Annotated in this window: 18 protein-coding genes; 9 read left to right on the forward strand and 9 right to left on the reverse strand. The window is 45.3% G+C overall.

Annotated elements, in window-relative coordinates; translation table 11 throughout:
• Positions 1-156 precede the first annotated feature (156 nt).
• Entirely contained in the window at positions 157-834 is a 678-nt protein-coding gene (locus HGP28_RS12725) for a TorD/DmsD family molecular chaperone (RefSeq protein ID WP_168836855.1), read from the forward strand.
• A 119-nt stretch (positions 835-953) separates the two neighbouring features.
• Here HGP28_RS12725 and HGP28_RS12730 read toward each other — a convergent pair whose 3' ends face one another.
• The 4 genes from HGP28_RS12730 to HGP28_RS12745 form a co-directional block, all read right to left on the reverse strand.
• Positions 954-1,733, reverse strand: coding sequence for an SDR family NAD(P)-dependent oxidoreductase (locus tag HGP28_RS12730; RefSeq protein WP_168836856.1), 780 nt, complete (start codon positions 1,731-1,733; stop codon positions 954-956).
• 74 nt (positions 1,734-1,807) lie between these two features.
• On the reverse strand, positions 1,808-2,224 hold the full coding sequence (locus HGP28_RS12735) for a hypothetical protein (protein ID WP_168836857.1): 417 nt from the start codon (positions 2,222-2,224) through the stop codon (positions 1,808-1,810).
• Positions 2,225-2,358: 134 nt separating this feature from the next.
• Positions 2,359-4,512, reverse strand: a complete 2,154-nt coding sequence (locus HGP28_RS12740; RefSeq protein ID WP_168836858.1) for a heparinase II/III domain-containing protein — start codon at positions 4,510-4,512, stop codon at positions 2,359-2,361.
• A gap of 2 nt (positions 4,513-4,514) precedes the next feature.
• Positions 4,515-6,683 (reverse strand): heparinase II/III domain-containing protein, encoded by a 2,169-nt coding sequence (locus tag HGP28_RS12745; protein ID WP_168836859.1) that lies wholly within the window; start codon positions 6,681-6,683, stop codon positions 4,515-4,517.
• Positions 6,684-7,248: 565 nt separating this feature from the next.
• Here HGP28_RS12745 and HGP28_RS12750 point away from each other — a divergent pair.
• The 6 genes from HGP28_RS12750 (at position 7,249) to HGP28_RS12775 (ending at position 13,414) form a co-directional block, all read left to right on the forward strand.
• Positions 7,249-7,584, forward strand: a complete 336-nt coding sequence (locus tag HGP28_RS12750; protein WP_168836860.1) for a cupin domain-containing protein — start codon at positions 7,249-7,251, stop codon at positions 7,582-7,584.
• A 40-nt stretch (positions 7,585-7,624) separates the two neighbouring features.
• Positions 7,625-8,566: a 2-dehydro-3-deoxygluconokinase gene (gene kdgK / locus HGP28_RS12755; RefSeq protein ID WP_168836861.1), complete on the forward strand. Its 942-nt coding sequence runs from the start codon at positions 7,625-7,627 to the stop codon at positions 8,564-8,566.
• Between the two features lie 60 nt (positions 8,567-8,626).
• Positions 8,627-9,253 carry a bifunctional 4-hydroxy-2-oxoglutarate aldolase/2-dehydro-3-deoxy-phosphogluconate aldolase gene (locus HGP28_RS12760; RefSeq protein WP_168836938.1) on the forward strand — a complete coding sequence of 209 codons (627 nt, stop codon included), beginning with the start codon at positions 8,627-8,629 and terminating at the stop codon, positions 9,251-9,253.
• A gap of 1,280 nt (positions 9,254-10,533) precedes the next feature.
• Complete coding sequence (locus HGP28_RS12765) at positions 10,534-11,493, forward strand: TRAP transporter substrate-binding protein (RefSeq protein ID WP_168836862.1); 960 nt, start codon at positions 10,534-10,536, stop codon at positions 11,491-11,493.
• A 114-nt stretch (positions 11,494-11,607) separates the two neighbouring features.
• The gene (locus tag HGP28_RS12770) at positions 11,608-12,108 is read left to right on the forward strand and encodes a TRAP transporter small permease (protein WP_168836863.1); all 501 of its coding nucleotides are present in this window, start codon (positions 11,608-11,610) and stop codon (positions 12,106-12,108) included.
• A 1-nt stretch (position 12,109) separates the two neighbouring features.
• On the forward strand, positions 12,110-13,414 hold the full coding sequence (locus HGP28_RS12775) for a TRAP transporter large permease (RefSeq protein WP_168836864.1): 1,305 nt from the start codon (positions 12,110-12,112) through the stop codon (positions 13,412-13,414).
• Positions 13,415-14,108: 694 nt separating this feature from the next.
• On the opposite strand, the gene HGP28_RS12780 is transcribed toward HGP28_RS12775, so the two are convergent.
• The 4 genes from HGP28_RS12780 to HGP28_RS12795 all read right to left on the reverse strand — a co-directional run bounded on the left by HGP28_RS12780 (position 14,109) and on the right by HGP28_RS12795 (position 19,710).
• Entirely contained in the window at positions 14,109-14,969 is an 861-nt protein-coding gene (locus HGP28_RS12780) for a polysaccharide lyase family 7 protein (RefSeq protein WP_211091990.1), read from the reverse strand.
• Positions 14,970-15,201: 232 nt separating this feature from the next.
• On the reverse strand, positions 15,202-16,014 hold the full coding sequence (locus tag HGP28_RS12785; protein WP_168836865.1) for an oligogalacturonate-specific porin KdgM family protein: 813 nt from the start codon (positions 16,012-16,014) through the stop codon (positions 15,202-15,204).
• 833 nt (positions 16,015-16,847) lie between these two features.
• Positions 16,848-18,620, reverse strand: coding sequence for a polysaccharide lyase family 7 protein (locus HGP28_RS12790; RefSeq protein ID WP_168836866.1), 1,773 nt, complete (start codon positions 18,618-18,620; stop codon positions 16,848-16,850).
• A 160-nt stretch (positions 18,621-18,780) separates the two neighbouring features.
• Positions 18,781-19,710, reverse strand: coding sequence for a Gfo/Idh/MocA family protein (locus HGP28_RS12795; RefSeq protein ID WP_168836867.1), 930 nt, complete (start codon positions 19,708-19,710; stop codon positions 18,781-18,783).
• 510 nt (positions 19,711-20,220) lie between these two features.
• Here HGP28_RS12795 and HGP28_RS12800 point away from each other — a divergent pair.
• Complete coding sequence (locus HGP28_RS12800; RefSeq protein ID WP_168836868.1) at positions 20,221-20,769, forward strand: hypothetical protein; 549 nt, start codon at positions 20,221-20,223, stop codon at positions 20,767-20,769.
• A 231-nt stretch (positions 20,770-21,000) separates the two neighbouring features.
• Here the strand turns inward: HGP28_RS12800 and HGP28_RS12805 are convergent, their stop codons facing one another.
• The gene (locus tag HGP28_RS12805; RefSeq protein ID WP_168836869.1) at positions 21,001-21,249 is read right to left on the reverse strand and encodes a hypothetical protein; all 249 of its coding nucleotides are present in this window, start codon (positions 21,247-21,249) and stop codon (positions 21,001-21,003) included.
• Positions 21,250-21,569: 320 nt separating this feature from the next.
• Here HGP28_RS12805 and HGP28_RS12810 point away from each other — a divergent pair, with 320 nt between their 5' ends.
• On the forward strand, positions 21,570-22,094 hold the full coding sequence (locus HGP28_RS12810; protein ID WP_168836870.1) for an anthrone oxygenase family protein: 525 nt from the start codon (positions 21,570-21,572) through the stop codon (positions 22,092-22,094).
• Positions 22,095-22,207: the final 113 nt, after the last annotated feature.

Below are 22,207 nucleotides of genomic sequence, written 5' to 3' on the forward strand. Positions count from 1 at the left end.
ACCTCATCACATCGTTTATTTATGTTTGCGACGTGCTCAGAGGCTTTGCTCGTTTGCCGCCTACCTGCATCTCCAAGTCATTTGGGTATATAAATTGAAATCAATGTTTACCAGCTAGGTATATCTCCAGATGTTGCGTTGAGTACGAGCAAGAGTATGAATCTTAAAATAAATGTGGAAACGATGGGTGATAACGAGGGGATAAATACCAATGACATCTCCTTGTCACTTTCGCTGCTTTATCATCTCTTTTACCAAGAGCCTAATACGGCGCTGATTGAGCGGATTGTCGCCAGTGGCATGCTGGGATTATGGAAGTCATTGGTGCAAGAGGGGCAACCAATCATCGATGCCGACCTGCAAAACGAACGAGCGTTGGAACAAATGCAGGCCGATCATTTGGCGCTTTTTGTTGGTATTGGTATGCCGCTCGCGCCGCCATGGGGATCTGTGTATCTCAGTGAAGAAAATTTGTTGATGCAATCGTCAACTTACGCCTGGATGGCTCATTTAGATCAAGCCAAATTGCGCTTTAACGCGGCAGAGCAACAACCTCATGATCATATTGGGTTGATGTTATCGGCATTGGCGCAGTGGTGGCACAAATACCAAATAGCTAAGTTAACCGGTGGGGATGCTGCGTATTATCAAAGAGCATTGCGTGTTACGTTAGAGCAGCACTTGTTGCCATGGTTACCAAGGTTTTATCACCATCTCTCACAGCACGCGCAAACACCACTTTATCGGTTGTGCGGTAAAGTGATGATGTACTTAATTGATATGATTATTAAAGAGATTGGAGCGCAGCCTCGCGTGGTCACACTTTACTATTGATTTTAAAAGCGCCATGACTTTGTCTCATGGCGCTTTTTTATTGGCTGATGAGTCGCCTTTTGAAGGTCGCTTTATGACAAGGCGACAATAGGCTGGGCAGCGTTGAAGTTAATGCTTGTTCAATCGCGTTTTTCCATAAATTTTCGTGAAATTTTGAGTATCTGCTGACGTGGCAGGAATGGAATAATCCAATTGAGGAGAAACTTCAGCCCGGTCTCATTAAACGCAACCAGCTCACCGCGTTCCATAGCACGATAACCACATTCCGCGACCGAGCGGGGCGTTTTGGCATTTTTCCACGCATCCACCCCTTCAAGATGGCCTGCTTTGACAAAGTTGGTATTCACCGTGCCGGGGCAAAGGGCGGTCACCGAGATATTGTGATCGTGAACTTCTTCGGCGATGGCTTGGCTAAAAGAGGTGACATAGGCTTTTGTGGCGTAGTAGACCGCTTGAAGGGGACCTGGCATGAAGGAGGCTGTAGACGAAACATTCAATATTTTGCCATGGCGACGTTCAATCATCCCTAGCAAAAAGAGGTGGGTTAGCTCTGTGAGCGTAACCATGTTGACCTGCATCATGGCTTGTTCGTCTTTTAAATCGCGTTGATAAAACAGCCCATGGCCACCAAACCCCGCGTTGTTGATTAAGATATCGACCAAGAGTCCAAGAGACTGGGTTTGCTGATATAAGTTTTGAGCGGCGTTAGGCTGAGATAAATCCAGTGCGATGACGGTGGCGCTAATGCCGTGCGACTCTTCAAGTTGCTGTTTGAGCTCGTTAAGCGCCGCTTCATTGCGAGCAACTAAGATAAGATCGCCGCCTTTTTCGGCGTGGATTTTAGCCAATTCCAGTCCAATTCCGCTGGACGCGCCAGTGACTAGTGCGGTGTAGCTCATCTTCACTCCTTTGGGTATATCGGTTAAACAAATGATAGTGCGTTTTAATCTATGGCGGTGCGATTATCCAACCGTCATGTTTGCCGATGCATATTTGGTACTTTTCGCCGCAGTTCATAACGTATAAGAAACGAGGCGATCATCGCGTTGCAAGAAAAAACAAAACTAAAGCTGTTGAGAATGATCGCTTGGTCAGCAAATTGAAATTGGAATGATACTGCGTAGTAACCGAAGGTGGTGACCACGGTAAGCACACAAAACCAAAAGAACATCGACACCCAAGTTAGAATCAATGGCCGTGTTTGTTGTTTGAGCGCTTGAAAATTATCCCAACCCCAATTGCCCCACAGCACCCCAATAATCAGGTTGAGCGCTTCGACCATCACTCTGAGCTCAAAAGGCAAATTGGCGAGCGGATCGAAGCGATAATAGCTCAGCCAAATCACAATAAAGCCAAAGAATAAATGAACAAACAGGTATACTTGCGCCATAGCCAATGTCATGAAATCAAACGTGTTAACACGGTATCAAACTTTTTAAGCATGGTGAGCGTTAAAGATCAAAAAAGCCGCACCTGAGTGGTGCGGCTTGGTCTTATTTTCCCGATAGTATTTAACGAATTGGATTAATCAACTCGACCAAATGCGCCGGTCCATTGGAAACGTTGGCCGAAAAATTCAACCGTATGTTCTTCGTCGTGGTGCGCTTCATCAAGATTGGAAATCGCAAATTGATAACGTGCGCCACTGGTGGTGTTAATCTCAATCACAGTGGCAACAGTATCACTACCAAGTACCTTTACAGATGTCACCACGCCACGCGCGCCAACAGAGGCTTCAATCGACTCATTAAAGTAGCCGTGGGTTTCCAATACAGATGCAAACACATGATTTGTTCCAGATTGACGGAAAATCAGTGCAGGCTCGCTACGTAAATTGAAGTCAGGATCATTGGCCCCAGTACGAGCAAAAATCACTTGTGAATCTTCGGAGGCGCTGGTGATCAGTGAATAGTAGCTGTTGCCGTGAAGCCAGCTAACAAGTGAACTGTCACTTACGTTACCCGCGCCAAGATGCCATAGATGCTGGTAACCATTGTCTGAACCCAACGCTTTCAGTGTTGGCGAGGTTTGATAGTCAAAATCGGTACGAATGATCTGCCCGGTGTAATGAACCGGTAGGTCGTACTGGTGCGGCTGCTCAGATTCAATCTTATAAATGTCAATAACCAGCGGTTTCTCACATTCGTCAATCTCAGCAATGAGAATCGAACGCTGCATATCCACACCATCATAATAGCCTTGAATGCGGCCACTCATGCCTTGAAGCTGAGCGCGCTTGGCATTAAAGAAGTGCTTGCTACCAAACTTACTTTCCGCCAGAGCGGTATTAAAGTTATTTTGGGTTTTTTGATCAACCACCACAGTATTATGGGCAACGGTTTGTTTGCAGTACGATTTGTTTTCTGGAATATAACGACCGCCAAATTTTGGCTCAACGTTAACCCAGCGGCCGAAACCATAATCGTGTAAGACTTCTTGACCACGATTGAAGACGCTCAGATGCAAGCCATCGTAGTGGCCGTGATCCAGCGCTGAGTGATATTGGTGATCAGAGCCGTGCTGACCAAACCAAATCAGTGCCATAGTATCGTCGTCTTGCGCGTCACGATGACGCAAAATACCCACGCCGCCTTTTTCGCCTTGTGGCCCATCAGTGACAAACAAGCTGCCCCAGTTAAATGGCGCAATAGATTCCGCGTTTGCTACCGCATCTGAAAGTGTTTTACCAGAGCTGTGAACCCAAACGTCTTGCTGGTGGTTTGCCATACCCAGTAAGGTTTCAGTCTGCTCATAACGGTGATAGCACACTGAGGTCGCCATGATCACGCCTTCATCATTGATCGAAATGGTTTTCGATGAATCGTTCAGTGCAGGCAAGGTACCATCAGGGAATGCAGTTTTGAATACCGCATAAGAGGTGGTTTTGATCACCGAATCGTTAAATTCATAGATACCAAGGTCAGGCTGACGACGTTCAATGGCTTCTGCAAACAGATAAATTGGGCGCAGTGCGAAACGGTGGTAGTAAGGCCCTTCCATATAATAACCATCGGGTGAGAAGAGCTGATTGAGCTGAGCTAAGAAGCCGCCACTCACGCTATCCAATTTCAAGCCGTAAAGCGCTTTGTCTACTGAAGCTTGATCGTTGATCGCATAACCACAGATCCCCACTGCAGCCACGGCCCAAAGACCATGGTTGTGGACGATGTCAAAGTCGTGTGCATAAGTGACAACGAACATTTCAATCATCTGTTTGAAGAGGTCATTTTCAATGTGTGCTTTTTGCGCGTCATCCAGAGTGTGATAAACGCAGCTGTAGGCGCACGATGCATAGAGCATCCACATGTTTTCATTGAGCGTTTGGTGGAACAGACGACCTGGAGGGTTGGTGTCACGGCTCACATTGCTTTCCAGTGTCGGGTACACGGTCGCGTACGCCGTTAGCATGTCCACAATATAGTCGCGGTAGCGCACATCGCCAGTGATGAGGAAAAGACGACCTGCCATATCCATGTGGATATAGTTTTGTTTGTGACGGTTGTGCTCGTAACCGCCAGCTTCACCATGGCCAGGTACTTCGATGCCAATTTCAGCGATGTAGCGATCGGTTTTGTCGATGTCACGCGCCAGTGCGCGACCAAGTAGCGTAGGGGTACCTAGCGCGGTTTTGAGTTCGGCCGCTTCGTCAAAATTTAGTAATAACGGTTGGTAGCTCATGGTTATTTCTCCACGCTGTGGTTAAGAGCAGTCACTTCAAGGCTGTAGAAACCATCCCAGCTGTATGTTGTGCCATCAATTTGAGTTAAATGCGGTGTGTTCTCTTTGGCGCCAAGAATGTTGCTGACCATGAGAGTCACTTTTGAATTTTGAGTGAGTACTTCAATAACGGTTCCGACTTTGCTACTGCCGACAATACGCACTTGCTTGACTTGGCCGCGAGCGTTGACCGATTGCTCAAACTCTTCGTTAAAGTAACCGTGAGTTTCTAACACCGACGCAAATACCGACGATGCGCCATGGCTGCGTAGCATAAACGCAGGTTCGCTACGTAGGTTAAAGCTTGGGTCATTAGCACCGGTACGAGTGAAAATCACATCTTGTTTTTCGTTTGAGCTGGTGCCAAGCCAAGTGTAATAGGTGTTGTTTTGTAACCAGCTTACCAATGCGTTAGGTTCAGTGACTTCACCAGACGCCACTTTCCATAAGTGCTGATAACCAGCGTCATGCCCTAGCGTTTGCAGCTCGCTGTCGCAGGAATAAGCGAAGTTGGTACGCACAAGCTGACCATCGTATTGGTGGGAGTAATCATATTGATGGGTTTGACCATCTTCACTATCAATGCGGTAAATATCGATCAGCAATGGCGCTTCAAGTTCATCTAAAGCCAGCATAAAGACGCTGCGCTGCATGTCGACGTTATCGTAATGATCATTGGCAAATGCACTCATGCCTTTGATGGTGTCATTATCTGCGATAAAGAAATGAGGCAAACCATGGACAGAATCGGCACGTTCAACATCAAAGTGGTTTTGACAGGTTTCATCAATCGTGATGGCGTTGTGTGCGATGGTTTGACGAGCGTAAGATTTGTTTTCGTCTAAATAACGGCCACCAAATTTCGGCTCAACGTTGACCCAGCGGCAGAAACCGTATTCGCGCAAGACTTCTTGGCCACGGTTAAAGAAAGTGATGCCAAGTGTATCAAAGTTGCCATGGCCCATACCGTGTTGGCCATAATTCATCACCAGCTGAGTTACATCGCCGGTGGCGTCTTGCATACGCATAAAGCCTTGCGCGCCGTTATGGCCTTTTGGTCCTTCGCTCAGTTCAGTGCTTGGCCAAAATGGTAAACCGATCTCACGTTCTTGAGTTGCCGCTTCATAGGCGTTTGAAAGCGCAAGACCGCATGGGTGCATCCAAACAGAGTCTTGAATTTTTGCCATGCCAAGAATGTTGTCATCCATGCCGTAGTGCTGGCTATAGAGACTGACTGCCACTTGTACGCCCATATCTGTGATGCTCATCGTACGTGATGCATCATTAAGAGCGGGAAATTCACCATTTGGATACGCGGTTGACAGTAGCGCTTGAACCGTATTGCCAATGACTTGATTTTTGTAATTGTAAATATCAAGTTCAGGCATGTGGCGATGCACCACTTCGGCAAGCACACACAGAGGGCGAATCGCGTAACGGTGATAGTACGGGCCTTCCATATAGTAGCCAGATGGGGCAAAAAGCTGAGAAATTTGCGCCAGGAAGCCGCCAGTATCGTTGCGGTCAATGCCGTAAACTGACATTTCCAAATATTCAGGTTTACCAATCGCAAGGCCACAAATACCGACCGCTGCGACCGCCCAAATGCCGTGGTTATGAATGCGATCAAAATCGTGAGCGTATTTGACAGTAAACATGTCAAGCATTGGCTCAAACACACCTTTTACCACAGCATCGCGCTCGTCCGCTGTCATGGTTTCGGCCACACAAGAGTAGGCGAGGCTAGTAAACATCAACCAGCAATGTTCATTTAGGATCTGATGGAATAGACGGCCTGTTGGGTTGGTGTTTTTTTGTACGTGAAAATCAAAGGTGAGGTATTTTTCCGCATAAAGCGCCAATAAATCACGAACAAATTGGCCATATTTTTCTTGTCGAGTGATCAAAAAAAGACGACCCGCCAAATTCATGTAAGTGTAATTTTGCTTGTGACGGTTGTGTTCGTATCCGCCCGCTTCGCCATGTCCCGGCACGTCAAGAGGCAGTGCCATAAATGCATCAACAGCTTTGCAATGCGCTTCAATGGTTCGACCCATTAAGGTCGATGTGCCCACTTGTTGCTGCAACAGTTCGATTTCAGCATCGTTTAAAAGGATTGGCTGGGTAATCATATTTGTCACCTTTGGTTTATATTCAAGACACTATACCTGTCACGTTTGAATTTATACCCTTTCCACTTGAGGCTGCAGCGCTTTTCGTTACAAAGCTTTTCGTTATAAAGTAAGAGGCTGACTCTCACAAACCTCATCACATAGTCTACCTATGCTCAAAGGCTTTGCTCGTTTGCCGCTTAGCTGCAGCGCCAAGTTGTTTGGGTATATGCACAATTGCCACTTCAAAGTGCGTCGTCATATTGCCTCTCGAAATGGATGCCACACGAGAGAGAAATAGTCAGTTAGGCATAATAAAATCATTCATCAATCTCACCATAAAGTAATACAATAGGATGTTATGAGAAACTAGTCCGGTTCAATAAGATGATCTAAGTCACGCACATTAGTGTAACTTATTGGTTTTGTGTGCTTATTTTGCTGGTTGTTTGAAGGTTAAATTGAGGCCAGTTAAGTAAAAAGACGAAATTTATTGAACTCAATCACACATTTTAAGCTTATTTGTATTACAAAATGATTTAATTGCGTAAGGTATCACCATCAAACGAGATTGAGAGGAATCAACATGAATGCATTTTTTAAACAAGATGAGCACCCTTGGGAAGAACTGGGTAATGGAATCAAGCGCAAAATCGTCGCATACACAGATGACCTTATGGCGGTTCACTTGAATTTTGATAAAGGCGGCATTGGTCATCCTCACAAGCACGAAATCCACGACCAAATTGGTTATGTTGTGCAAGGTAGCTTTGAAGTTGAAATTGAAGGTGAAAAGCAAGTGCTGAAAGCTGGCGACGCTTATTTTGCGCGTAAGCATATGATGCACGGTGCGATTGCTCTCGAACAAGACAGCATTTTGCTCGACATCTTTAATCCCGCTCGCGAAGATTTTTTGCGTTAATCGCTGCGTTTAGCGCATCAAAAGCGAATAAGGTTTTGCAATGAAACAATTACGTTTAGCGATTATTGGCGAGTGCATGGTTGAGCTGCAAACAAAGCAGGGTGAACTTAAACAGGCATTTGGTGGTGATACATTAAATACGGCGCTCTATTTTGCTCGCCTAACGGGCCATCTTGATGTTCAAACCAGTTATGTGACGGCGTTGGGCAGTGATCCATTTAGCAAGCAAATGTTGGCGGCTTGGCAAGCTGAAGGCATTGATACCAATCTAGTGCAATGCGTCGACGGCAAGCAACCGGGCATTTATTACATTGAAACGGACGACGAAGGCGAGCGCACGTTTTTCTACTGGCGTAATGATGCGGCGGCAAAATATATGTTTGACCAGCCTCAAGCCAATGCGCTTTTTGACGCCTTGTTTGGTTACGACGGTGTGTATGTCAGTGGTATTACATTGGCCATTTTAACGGTCGACGGCCGCGCCAAACTGTTTGAGTTTTTAGAGCAGTATAAAAAACGCGGCGGTAAGGTTTACTTTGATAATAATTATCGTCCTAAGCTCTGGTCTAGCCCATTAGAGGCGCAGGCCACATACCAGAAAATATTGTCTTATGTCGATATTGCGTTATTAACATTCGACGATGAAAAAGAGCTTTACGGCGACAAAGATATTGAACAGTGCATTGAGCGCACGGGCAATGCCGGTGTGCAAGAAATCATCATTAAACGTGGCGCAAAAGAGTGTCTCGTGGTTGATGGTGAACTGGCGAAATTTGTTGCGCCTAAGCCTGTGGCGAATGTTGTTGATACCACCGCCGCAGGTGATTCATTCAGCGCTGGATTTTTAGCCAAGCGCTTAGTGGGTGGTAAACCGACTGACGCAGCAGCAGCAGGTCATACGGTTGCTGGAAAAGTGATTCAGTATCAAGGGGCGATCATTCCACGTGACGCCATGCCAGATTTAGCGCTTTCATTGAGTTAAGCCAAATGGTCTTGTCGCGGCGCGATAAGTGACACTCAATAAACCCGAAAGAGAACGATGATGACAAAGTTAAATGAACAACTTGCTAGCCTTAAAGTGATTCCAGTTATCGCCATCAATAAGGTTGAAGATGCGATCCCACTCGGACGCACTTTGGTTGAAAATGGCATGCCGTGTGCGGAGATCACTTTTCGTACCGAATGTGCTGCCGAAGCGATTGCTGCCATGCGTGCTGAATTTCCTGAGATGCTAATTGGCGCAGGTACTGTATTAACCAATGCACAGGTGGACCAAGCGATTGAAGCGGGTGTCGACTTTATCGTCAGCCCGGGATTTAACCCTCGCACAGTGCAATATTGCCTTGATAAAGGGGTCGCGATTGTCCCTGGTGTCAATAATCCAAGTTTGGTCGAGCAGGCGATGGAAATGGGTCTGCGCACACTGAAGTTTTTCCCGGCAGAACCTTCTGGTGGCGTGGCGATGCTAAAAGCGTTAACCGCTGTGTATCCAGTGAAATTTATGCCAACAGGCGGCGTGAGTTTGGGCAATGTGGATGAATATCTTTCGATTCCTGCCGTTCTTGCTTGCGGTGGCACTTGGATGGTACCGACCAAACTCATTGACGAAGGTCAGTGGGACGCACTAGGTGAGTTGGTTCGTGACGCTGTAGCCCACGTTAACGCGTAACAGGTTATTGAAATCCCTAAGCTATACCCAAACAACTTGGAGCTGCAGGTAGGCGGCAAACGAGCAAAGTCTCTGAGCATAGATAGGCTATGTGATGAGGTTTGTGAGAGCTAGCCAACAACGCTGCAACTTCAAGTGGGAAGGGTATATGTGATGCTGCGCACAGGCGTTGATGTCTGAATAGAGTGACATAGCAAGGGAAATGAATATTCAAACTGGGCTTGTATCTCATCCGGTACTGTTAGGGAAGGCAGGCTTGATGATGACATTGCACTTTGATGATTCTGAAAAGTGCTGAGTAGCGGTTTGAGTATGCGAGTTTGATTAGCGCTACCCTCGTGTTAATCAAACTCAGCACCAAATGAGCGCCCCCGTACTGTGTTTATTTGGTGTAATGGTGGTTTTACGCTGTTGTGGCAGTGGTTATGACCATCAAGTGTAAGTGACGATAAGTGGGTACACCACGTTGCCTAATTGCTTATCTGAATTTGCATTGGAAGGAATTTTACATTTTGCCGACCTCTCTCTCCCGAGCAGGTAATGTAAGTTCCTTTGAGCTTCCTATCTTTTTATTCGTTGTTTTTTTTGCGAGCCCCCTCGGCTCGCTTTTTTTTTGCTTGCCAACACCCCTACAACTTTAAGCATGACATATACCCAAGTAACCTCAAGATGCATGGTTCAGCGAGAATGACTTGGTTCATAAGTGAGGCGAGGATTTGAAGATTGAGTGGCTCTCAATCGAAAATCGTCAACAAAGCTGATGAGCCAAGGCAGCTCGCCCTTTGGGAGCCAATCATTGAACCGCTTTTTGTTGTAACGAAAGTGCGTTAAACAACTTGAAAATAGACTCACTATTTCGCTGCGTTGTTTGCCTTGCTCTCAGCTCAGTGAGCCGGCTCTGAATCCAGCATCTTGAGGTCACTTGGGTATATTCGTTTTAGACCTTGATCTTTTCAACGCTCCTCAGCGATTGGCCACTTTCCTCATACTTTTCACTGCGTTCCGTTCAATATGCGACAAGTCACATTGCTGCTGTTTTATTGAACTCTTTTTGTGTGTTTCCGCACAAAGTAATATTTGAAATATTGTATTACAAGTTAGTGAGCGCAACACTGGTAATGAAGTTGATGAGGGTGTGATTTATCAAGGCGACTTGGTAAACCGAGAACTCACACAGTATTGACTTTTTATTCTAACTCCTTGGGAAAGTATTTAAAAATCAGCCGCTTTAGGCTTTTTTCGCTGCTTCATACCGAGAAATAACCATAACGGAGAACAAAATGAACAAGAAATGTTTGGCGTTGACTGCTGCCTCTGTCCTACTTGCATTTGGCGTTAATGCCAAAACTTTAACCTTAGGGCACGCAATGAACATTGAGAGCGCTGCGCATGCGGGAATGACGATTTTTGCCGAAAAAGTAAAGCAAAAATCAAATGGTGAAATGGACGTGCGCATTTTTCCAAATGGCATGTTGGGCTCTGAGCGCGACCAAGCTGAGCAAGTTGTCACCGGCGCGATTGATATGGCCAAAATTAACGGTTCACTCGCGGAATCCTTTGAGCCGAGCTATTCGGTGATCTCTATTCCTTTTCTATTTCGCGACGCCAGCCATATGCACCAGTTTATTCGTAGCGAGGCGGCAGAAAAGTTACTCAATGCCAGTAAGGGCAAAGGCTTTATCGGTGTGACGCTCTATGATTCTGGCTCGCGCAGCTTTTACAGCTCAAAACCGATTAAGACACCCGATGATTTGGCTGGCTTAAAAGTGCGTGTGCCTGAATCTCCCACCATGATGGAGATGGTCCGTTTGCTGGGCGCAAAAGCGACGCCTGTGCCATTTACAGAGGTTTATACTGCGCTGCAGCAAGGTGTCATTGATGCCGCTGAAAATAACATCTCAAGCCTTGTAGAGATGAAGCATTCTGAAGTGGCGAAATATTACTCACTTGATCAACATATGATCACGCCAGATCTGATTATGATTTCTGAATCAACTTGGGGCAGCTTAACGCCTGCGCAGCAAAAAATCGTTAAAGAAGCGGCGCTTGAATCCATGGAAGAGGAGATCAAAATCTGGGCAGAAATTGACAATCGCAACATGGAAGTGGCGAAAAAATCGGGTGTCGAGTTTATCGAAGTGGATAAGAAGTTGTTCGCAGATAAGGTCAAACCTATGTTAGCGGGTGCAAAACAAGATCCGAACCTCCGTTATTACATTGATGCGATTGAAGGTATGTAACCACTCGCTTAATGAAAAATGGTATCAATAGTTTAAAGCCGCGCTGATGATATTCATACGAGTATCAAACCTGCCAGTGCGGCTTATTTTACGTTCTGTGATTAAGGATTCAGGATGTACCCAATCATTCATAAAATAAAACAAGGGATTGACCAAGTCGTGTTAGCGGTTTGTAGCTTGGCGATATTAACCCTTGTCGTTACCGTGACATGGCAAGTCTTTAGCCGTTATGTACTTAATGACCCAAGCTCGTTCACCGATGAACTCGCCCGCTACACCATGATTTGGTTTGGTTTACTTGGCGCCAGTTATCTATTTGGCAAAAATGGGCATTTGGCTATCACATTATTTATTAGTGCCGTCAGTGAGCCTTTGAAAAAATGGGCGTATTTGATGATTAATATCGTCTCTTTGCTGTTTATTAACCTTGCGATGATTAAGGGCGGTATTCAGCTTATTGGGCGAACGATGCAGCAGTTTTCTCCAGCACTGCAAATGCCAATGGCTTACGTCTATTTGATTTTGCCTATCGCGGGCGTTTTGATGTCGGTTTATATCATCATTAACACACTTGAGGTCTTTAGCATGAACGCGGTGAAGGAGCAGAGCGAGTAGGATGGATATTTCAGTTGGATTTTGGCTACTGTGCCTGTTTTTGGTGATGATTGCATTTAGCATTCCGATTGCTATTGCTATTGCGATGTCGTCGCTGGTGATCATGTGCACCATTATGCCACTTGATGTGGCCTTTATGACGGCGGGTCAGAAAATTATTACTGGCATCGATAGCTTTAGTTTACTCGCCATTCCCTTTTTTATTTTGGCGGGCAACATTATGAACCGCGGTGGTATTGCTACGCGTTTGGTTGAGTTTGCTAAATTACTTGTAGGAAGAATGCCTGGTGCGTTGGCGCATGTGAATGTGATTGCCAATATGCTGTTTGGCTCGGTCTCAGGATCAGCAGTTGCGGCCGCCGCGGCAGTGGGAAAAACCTTAGAGCCAGAGCTGGAAAAAGAGGGCTATGATCGCGCGTTTTCAACCGCAGTGAATGTGGCCTCTTGCCCGGCGGGTCTATTAATTCCCCCGAGTAATTCGTTAATTGTGTTTTCCGTTGTCAGTGGCGGTACGTCGATTGCTGCGCTGTTTATTGCCGGCTATGTCCCAGGGATTTTAATGGGTTTAAGCTGCATGGTGGTGGCCTATTTTATCGCAAAGAAAAAGGGATATCACAGCATTGCCGCACGAGTCACAGCCAAACAGGCGCTGGTCACAACATGGCGCGCAATTCCCAGCCTTGGGCTCGTGGTGGTGGTTATTGGCGGCATTATCGGCGGTGTGTTCACTGCGACAGAAGGGGCGTGTATTGCGGTATTATATGCGTTTTTCTTGTCACTCGCCTATCGCAGCTTAAGTTGGCAAGATATGCGAACTGTGAGCATTGAAACCGCAGAAATTACCGGGATCATGCTGTTCTTGATTGGTGCATCGACCATCATGTCTTGGGCAATGGCGTTTACTGGCCTGCCGACGTTGATCAGCGAATGGATGTTATCGATATCGGATAACCCTGTGATCATTTTCATTTTGATGAACCTGATTTTGCTGGTGGTTGGGATGTTTATGGACCTGACTCCCGCGGTGCTGATCTTCACCCCTATCTTTATGCCCATCGCGACTCAATTGGGCATGCACCCGATTCATTTTGCGATGATGATTATCTTTAATCTCTGTATTGGTATTGCGACACCACCTGTCGGCACCGCGCTGTTTGTTGGCTGCAGTGTCAGTGGCGCTAAAATCGAACAGGTCATTCGCGCTCTGTTGCCATTTTGCGCGGTGCTGATGCTGACCTTGCTCGCGATTACCTTTATTCCTGATATTAGTCTTGCGCTGCCAAGAGCATTTGGTTTGATAGAGTAGAGACTTAATCCAAGTATATACCCAAACAACTTGAAGATGCAGGTAGGCGACCAACGAGCAAAGCCTCTGAGCACTTCGTGAACATAGATAAACTATGTGATGAGGTTTGTGAGTGCCCGTCAACAGCGCTGCAACTTCAAGTAGGACGGGTATAACGGCGCGATATTCACTCTTCACAAGCCAGCCTCGAGCTGGCTTGTTTGTCTCTGCGGAAGCTGAATATTAATAAAGAGCAATGGCTATACCCAAACAACGTTCAGCAGCTTGAGGTTACTTGGGTATATACCCAAGTGACCTCGAGATGCTGGATTCAGAGCCGGCTCACTGAGCTGAGAGCAAGGCAAACAACGCAGCGAAATAGCGAGTCTATTTTCAAGTTGTTTAACGCACTTTCGTTACAACAAAAAGCGGTTCAGTGATTGGCTCCCAAGGGGCGAGCTGTCTTGGCTTATCAGCTTTGTTGACGATTTTCGATTGAGAACCACTCAATCTTCAAATCCTCGCCTCACTGACAAACCAAGTCATTCTCGCTGAACCATGCATCTTGAGGTTACTTGGGTATAGCCATTTACTTTGTAACGAAAAGTGCGGAAGCTTCAAGTGGAAAGGGGATACTTATTTGAGAAATCAGGGGGTTAAAAAAAAGCCAGCGAGAGGCGCTGGCTAAAGAGGAGTTGTCAATTTTTTATAAGAATTAATGAATCACAGGCTGCTTTTCAACAGAATAAGTCAGCTTGTGGAAATGGGCTTCACTTTCGCCATTTTTAAATTGGTTGTACACACCCGCTTTGAAATAGCTGATCATGTCTTTCCAGTAAGTAATATCGTGGTTAACGACGGTTTTGCCATTGTGGTTAATCACCAGTTGCTCGCCACCGACATAGATATCAAACTTATCGGTTTCACCACCTGTCGCAATTGGGCCGATTGGAAGACGAACGTACGCTTTTTTGCACGCCTCAGTCTCTTTATTACCGCTTTTTGAGCCACAGTTTACCGCGTTGTTTTTGATCACCGCCCAGTACCAATCTTTCTTACCGCTGCGATTGGCATCGTATACGACGCGTAGAAGTGGGTGAGGAATGTAGCCTTCACCGTGTGAACCTGGCTTGCCATCAAAATAAGTGCCTTTGTTGTGCACTTGCAGATAGGTCATTTCGTCATTTTTCTTGTCGCTATCTTTAACAGACGCTTTTGGATTGATCGCTTCAAATTCAGCGCTCAATAAATGGAAGGTGTTTGCATCGTCGACACGGAAGTTTTCGTTTACGCGAATTTCGCTACGGTTTTTGTAACCGGCCATCTTAAAGACCATGGCTTCAGTCGCTTTATCGATATAGAAGTGGTCAAATACGACGCCTTCAAATTTTCCGCCATCAGCATACTCTTCTTTGTTGCCAGATTTTCCTGCAGGATCAGACATCTGCAATTTAGAGATTTTTAGAATATCTTGAAATTTTTGATAGTCTGCGGGTACGCCCAAGTCAGCGGCGTTGACGCAAAATACACTTGACATAGCTACTGCAAAAAGACTGAGTTTCATATTGTTTTTCATAAGGTTTGCCTTTTTAACTATTTGTTGCATGGGCTAACTTATAGCCTCATCGTTTGAATGTTAACCAAAAATACAGCGCTACTAAGAGCGCTGTATTTTCAATAAATTCCTGAATAGGGAGCCAAGCGATGCCGTTTGATTGAAAACTCGCGGCTGTCACGCTGCGTCGCTCATGCATTGGAAAGGTATGCTCGTTCTCTTTCGCTCAGCACCGCTTGGTTTTTTGAGCCGCTTAGAAGCTGTATTTAATGCCTAAGCGGTATTTCATTTCACGCTCATCTGTGGTGCTACCAAGGTCAACGGTCCAAATTTCCGCAAACGGTTGCCAGCTACCAAATTTGTAGCCGGTTTTAAAGCCAAGATCCCATTCCCAATCTTTGTCATTATATTGCAATACGTTATCTAACGATTTAACGTAGTTGGCTTCGTATGCAAGAGATAACTTAGGCAGAGACTCTATTTTGTAAGAGCCAGTCAAAGTGACTTTATATTTTTGTGGATTGCTTTGGCGGTCACCATAAACGTTTTTGTCACCATATGTTTGATAGTTACGGAAATCGGCAAACTCATGACGATAACGTAAAGCGGTAGTTAATCCCATATCGGCTTTGTAACCAACACGAAATTGCGGTTTGTAGGTCACTTTTTTTAACGTATGGTCTTTAGACGAGTCTGGATTCTCAAACGCAAACGCAATCGGCATCCCAATTTGAATATACCAATTTTTATCAATGGTGTACTGCGAGCCTAAGTCAAGTTCGGTTTCATAGATATAAGGGTCACTTAAGAATTTTGAGGTATCTTTTTTATCTTGAAATTTCACTTCAAGACCGGCGTTAAACTTGACCTGTTTGTCATATTTCCAACTGTCGCTGATTTTAACCCGTGACGATTGGCGAACATCCTTAGATTTTTCAGAGCCATCATTGTTGTTATATTCAACACTGTCGCGCCATTCATGTCGAAAGTCGATAGCAGCACCAGTCGCAGCGCCAGCGGTAAGCGATGTTGCCACAGCAATGGCAAGTAGGTTCATCTTTTTCATTGTTATCTCACTTGTTGTTATAGTGGTTCCCTAACCGAAATGACGGTGGGTCTGTCATCTCTTTATGTCATACAATAATGCTATAATCTTTATAAAAGAAAAACCGTGAGCAATCGCGTGATAATCGAAAGTGATCATTTGAAAAACATGAACTTAATCACGAAATGGTTAAGGTTTATGGTCTATAGCGAAAACGAGAAAGAAAAGAGGGTTGAAATTGTGATAGATAATCTTAGGCATTATAGATGCGGCATATAAAGCATCTTTGGCTTATTTAATTCTCGTAATTCCATTAACAATAATGCCTTTTACTTTGAATATTAAATGTTATTAAGATGATCAATTAGGATGCGCCATTGCCTATTTTGTATCTTTAAGTATTTTTCAGATTAATCCTGGTTTTTTTAACCTTTTGTTTTTATTGGTTTTATGTTTTTTAGATGCGGGTTTTAACTTTGCTCTCATGTTAGCACGTATATCATCTAACTCTGTTGATATTTCTGTTTTTAGTGCCTGTTTATTTTAAACTATGTGATAAACATTGCGATTCGACAATGATGATGTCGTATAGAGAGCGGTGACATTATCTCAATGTATAAAGTTCGCGTTTTGCCTCCGTTCGCTGTCGATTCGGCTTCTTGCTTAGGTGATACCTGATGAGGCATCCCAAAGATGAAAAGCGGAGTATTAATAAAGCTGATGTGGTCATCACAACCAAGGAATTGATCTAAAATACAAGACTCTTAAGCGTGACATCACCATTTTAATTGTTTTAATCATACAAAAACGCACGCTTGAAGCGTGCGCTTGTGACAACGGTAATCAATAGACACTTAATAGTGTTCGACAGTCACTTCACCAAAACTGACATCAAAAATTTCGCCACGGTAGCTCTCTTTTGGCGTAAATTGTGGGTAAATTCCTGCTTTGAAGTAATAGGCGACATCAGACGCAGCCCAATCTTGCGAGAAAGTGACGTAATCGCCGTTGTTATCGCGAATTTTATCCCCCCAACGCAAGGTTCGAGTAATGGGGTTTTCACCGTTGTCATCGGATGTAGTGACGGTTAATGCTGTCTCATCGGCATGAATCGTATAACGCCACGCTTCACCAGCAGAATACGTACCCAAGTCCACACTGAATGATTCACAGTGATCGCAACTTTGGTTATCACGCTCAAAGTCATCGTTTAACACGGCGCGCACGGGGCGGCCATTCCCCTCCCAAAGCAATTTAACTAAGGCTTGTTTGATTTCAAAACCGTGGATTTGCCCGACGACGACTTTGGGTAGCTGATTGCTAATGTTAGGGTATTGTTCAATTTTGATATTGGCGCTGAGTTTGTGTTGCGTTGCATCAGTTCGTTCGTCATCGATATACCAGCTGGTATCGGTATCACCAGTACTGCAATCTGGATTGTCGCTGCTGCGATAAAGTTCGCGTAGCTCTGAGCGAATGTAACTTGAATTGGCGGTTGATACGCCGTAGCTCATATCAGTACGAAAGTGCATTCGTCCGTTCTCGACATTAAAGTAAGATAGGTTGACGGTTTCATCAATGATGTTGCTGTTGTTACTTAAAACGTCTTTTGAGCTGGATTGACAGCGCGCTGGCTCCAATTCCGCCGCGTTACTGCCGCCTGAGCCATACCAATCATCGCGACTTGGCGGAATGGTGATTTTCCAGCTATCAATATCCCAACGATTTGTGCCATCGAATGGCGTTTCACTGTAGCGAAGCTCTTTGAAATGAACATTGGCGGTGCCATTGTCAAATTGGTTATAGACACCTGCCTTAAAGTAGCTCAGCAGGTGCTCCCAATATTCAATGTCGCGAGTATGGATAACTTGGTCGTTGACGCTGATAGTCAGGGTATTTTCAAATACGCTGAGCGCGAAATCGGTGAAGTTGTTGATATCAGCCTTGCCAAGATCAATGCGCTCATAAGAGTTTCCGCCATCACAAGCTGACGAGCTCGACTGGTCGCAATTCAGCGCATTAATTTTCAGCACTGCCCAATAGTGACCAAATTGGCTATTGCGCTCTTGCTCCCACACCACGCGTAATAGAGGATGCGGAATACCACCGGTGCCATCGCTTTCTGTCCCCTTATTGTGAATTTGCAAGAAGGTGACTTCATCTTTACTGGCGTCTGAGTTTGCCATCGCCACATCAATATTGGGTAACTTAACGCTGGCGTTGAGGGTGCGTTTAATTCCTGTTTGGTTGACATCAAAATTGGTCAGCTCGCGTACTTCAGAGCGCATTGAGTAGCCAGACATTGAGAAAACCAGTTCTTCGCTGGTTTTTTCAGCGTAAAAATGGTCGGTTTTATAGCCGTCAAACTCATCGCTGTATATGGTATCTTTGTTGCCCGCTGCGCCATTAGGATCGGACACCTGTAGCGTCGAACCTTCCAAAATGGTTTTGTATTGCGCCAGAGAAAAAGGCGCGACCGTTTCTACTGGGACGCTAGGATCGCTAGGGTCATCTGGCTCGGTGACGGGAGGCGTGGGTGGGTTAGTTTGACTTGAAGAGCTGCTTCCGCCGCCGCACCCAAACGTCAATGTTGCTAAAATAGCGAGCGTAATCGTTCTTAATTCCATGGTAATTTCACACTATTGTTAGTTTTATACATTATTTCATTTGTATTATTATATAACTATCGAGTTGGTGTGAAAATGAGACAATCGCCGCCCTAATTTTCGGAGTGGCGATTTTTTGTACTGAACTGGCAACTCTAATGATCTGAAAGGTATCGATTCTCTAACTAAGTTGATCAACGATTTTTTGGTAAATCGCATCCGCAAGACGATGGCTTGCTAGGTTACGTTCGATGATGGCAGGCGCCAGCTGATTGCAACGCACCACGGTAAGCCAATCATCAATCATGGCTGCAAAGCCTTTTGAATCGATCATGGGCGTCCAGTCAGGCAATTGCAGTTGAGTGACGGTTTGTCTCTGTGCGTGCTGGCCTTGAGTAAAGCTTGGAAATTCGTAACTTTGGTTGGTGAGGGCGATCTGGACTCGCTCGTTAGTATGACCAAACTCTCGGTCCATAACCGCTTGATAAAGTGTGCCGCTATTTTGCCATTGTACTTCCAGCCTACTAAGCTTGGCGCCCTGCATCTGATAGGTCATCTGAACATTATCCAGTGTCGATTGCGCGCAGAGATTCACGCTATCGAGCGGATGAATGAAGTCATCGAAAATAAAGGTTCGTATATCACCGGGTAGCTGGTAACGGTGCTTTTCCCAGCGAATTACCCGCAAATCAGTCATTGGTCCTTGCTGAAGGTGAGGCAAATGATGCGTCAGTATAGGTAAATGGCGGCGGTTAAAGCCGACATATAAAGGCGTCGCGTATTGTTCTGCGAGATCATACAACTGCTCGACTTGATTAACGTCGTCAGCAAGAGGTTTGTCGACAAAACTGGCGATGCGTTGTTTTAGAAAAAATGACGCAATTTCAAAATGACTCGACGTTGCCGAATGGATCATCACCGCATCAACCTTCAAAGAGGGCAGGGCGCGATAATCTTGCACTGTTTCGTGAATTCGAAAACGTTTCGCGAGAGAGTCTAACGTCGTCTGATTGCGAGTGCAGAGAACCAGCTCAACATCAGAGCGTTGGGTGATAGTGGGGAGATAGGCTTTTTGAGCAATGTCGCCTAAACCGATCAAAGCAATTTTCATAACACCTCATGGCTTGTGAAAGAAGTATACCCAAGTGACTTCAAGATGCTGGATTCAGAGCCAACTCACTGAGCTGAGAGCAAGGCAAGCAACGCAGCGAAATAGCGAGTCTATTTTCAAGTTGTTTAACGCACTTTCGTTACAACAAAAAGCGGTTCAGTGATTGGCTCCCAAAGGGCGAGCTGCCTTGGCTCATCAGCTTTGTTGACGATTTTCGATTGAGAACCACTCAATCTTCAAATCCTCGCCTCACTGATAAACCAAGTCATTCTCGCTGAACCATGCATCTTGAGGTTACTTGGGTATAAATATTTCTTATTTATCTTCATTGATTGGTATTTTTGAGACAATGACAGATTTGATAATAATGAACAATTGGGACACTAACGAAATAGTGTGACAATCGTTAAATATTCGAGGCTGCTGTGGTTGGCCGCAGCAGCGTGTGCTTTGCTCTTACACAAGTCATAGCTTTGCTCAAAACGCAACGCTGAAGTGGAGGAGTGCTCGATGAACAACGATGAGATTTTACCCGATGCTACCTTGGCAATAGAGAAATTTGTTGAGTTAGAAGAGCGGGGCGAACAGCCGATAGAAGCCACATTGGATGTTCAGCCAAGTGATGCGTTTCGCGCTTTGTGCCTTGAAGGACCGGATGAATCCTACACTGGGGGTTATCTAGTCGCGGATCAAATACTCGACTTAGCCAGTCAACTTTTGGACGACTATTGTGACGAATTGGTCGCTCAACTTGCGCAAGCAAAATCACTCGATGACAGTGCGATTGAAGAGTACCGCGATGCAATTCGCTACTATTTTAAACGCGGTTTAGCTGTGGCCTGTGTCGATAAGGCGGTTGAGTCCGAATACGCTGCAACTCAGATTTTCACCCCTCAAGAGTCAGACCCCAATGATGACTTGTTGGCGCAAGTTGAGCTTTTTATGGACTCTGTCGCCCAGGTGAGCCAAACATCGCACACTCTAGGGAGTCAATACGTTAGCGAAATGTTTGCCGCAATGTTGGAAAATGGCTCGGAGGATCAGCAAGATTTTGAGTAGGGTGGCCGAAATACGCTCTAGCCAAGAGATTTAAAGATGCAGGATTGTGGGTTGTCTGCATCTTTGTGTCATTAAGGATAGATGCGGCTTTGAAATAAAGTGAAAAAAGTCATTTGACGTTTTAATGCTATTGATTTTTATGTTTTTTTTATAGTTTTCCACAGAAACTGTGAATAAAAAATGGTGTGATTGCTAGCGTGTTTTGTTTGCTTTGATAGCAATAACGTGTGGCTAGTCAAATAAAGAGGTGATGTTTCCCCTTCTTTCAAAGCATGCGGCAATATCATGATAAAAGTTATCAAAGCAATCACGTGCTTGTTTTTCTGGGTTAAGCTCATCAAGAATGAAGTGGTTATCCCAACTCCACGGCTGACCCCAAGGTTCACTGTGGTCTAAGTCTGCTTCTCCGAACCCTTCCATTTGCCAAAGAGCGTAAAACTCGGCAGTAAAACGCTGTTCAATTTTGGTTTTATCGCTCATTTTGCCCCTTCCATGATGTTGTAATGGTTCATAGATAGCACGTCTTGGCCAAGGAAATTGGCGATGGCGCTATTAATATTTTTACCAAACTTAAGTATTAGCCAACACAGCGAATCTTGCCAAGATAACGAGACATAATGGCAAATTGATGAGACTTCGATGACGAATCTATGTCACCGCTATTCACAGCCATTACACTCAAACTTAATGGTTATACCCAAGTGACCTCAAGATGCAGGTAGGCGACACGCTCCTCAATGCCGCTGAATCTTCCAGTTGTAAGGCAAAAAACTGCTTGGGTGAGGCTTAGGGGAACAAGTGTGAACAGTGTTGGAACACAGCGCAAACTGAGTTGGCTAGAAAATGGTTCTATTGGCATTGCCACTTTGCTTTGCGGCCTGATGGTCGGGCTTTTTTGGTCCCATAGTCAGCACATCGGCGTGGCTCTCGCACAGCTCGATGGTAAGACGTTTGCACAAGTTCAGAGCGTGCTCCACGTACGCCATCGCCAGTTGGAATCCTCTTTACTGTTTTTTGGTACGGCAATCGTGATGATGATTGCTGTGATAGTGAATGTCTCTTGTTGGAACAGTTCGTCATTTTGGCTCATGGCGTTGGCGGCTCTCATCTATTTTGTGGGTGTGTTGTATGTGACGCGGCAATTTACACATCCCCTTGCCATGGTCATCGACAGTTGGGATCACAACGCACTGCCAACCGATTGGCAACAAGTGCGAGCAAAATGGCTTTACGCGCAGCAGTTTCGTTTCGTGACAGCGGCCGTCGCCTTTACTGCCTGCATGTCTGCGATAGTGCTGCGAGCAAATTTAGCACTGCACCGGTAGCCAGGCACCGTTAGCCAGAAAACACGGCATCTGATCACGTCGTGAGCATCGATGAACGTGATGGGCCAGTCCCTGACTTTGGTACAAAGAGCACTACAGCTTCAAGTAGAACA

The sequence above is a fragment of the Vibrio agarilyticus genome, assembly GCF_012641465.1.
Classification (GTDB): Bacteria; Pseudomonadota; Gammaproteobacteria; order Enterobacterales; family Vibrionaceae; genus Vibrio; species Vibrio agarilyticus.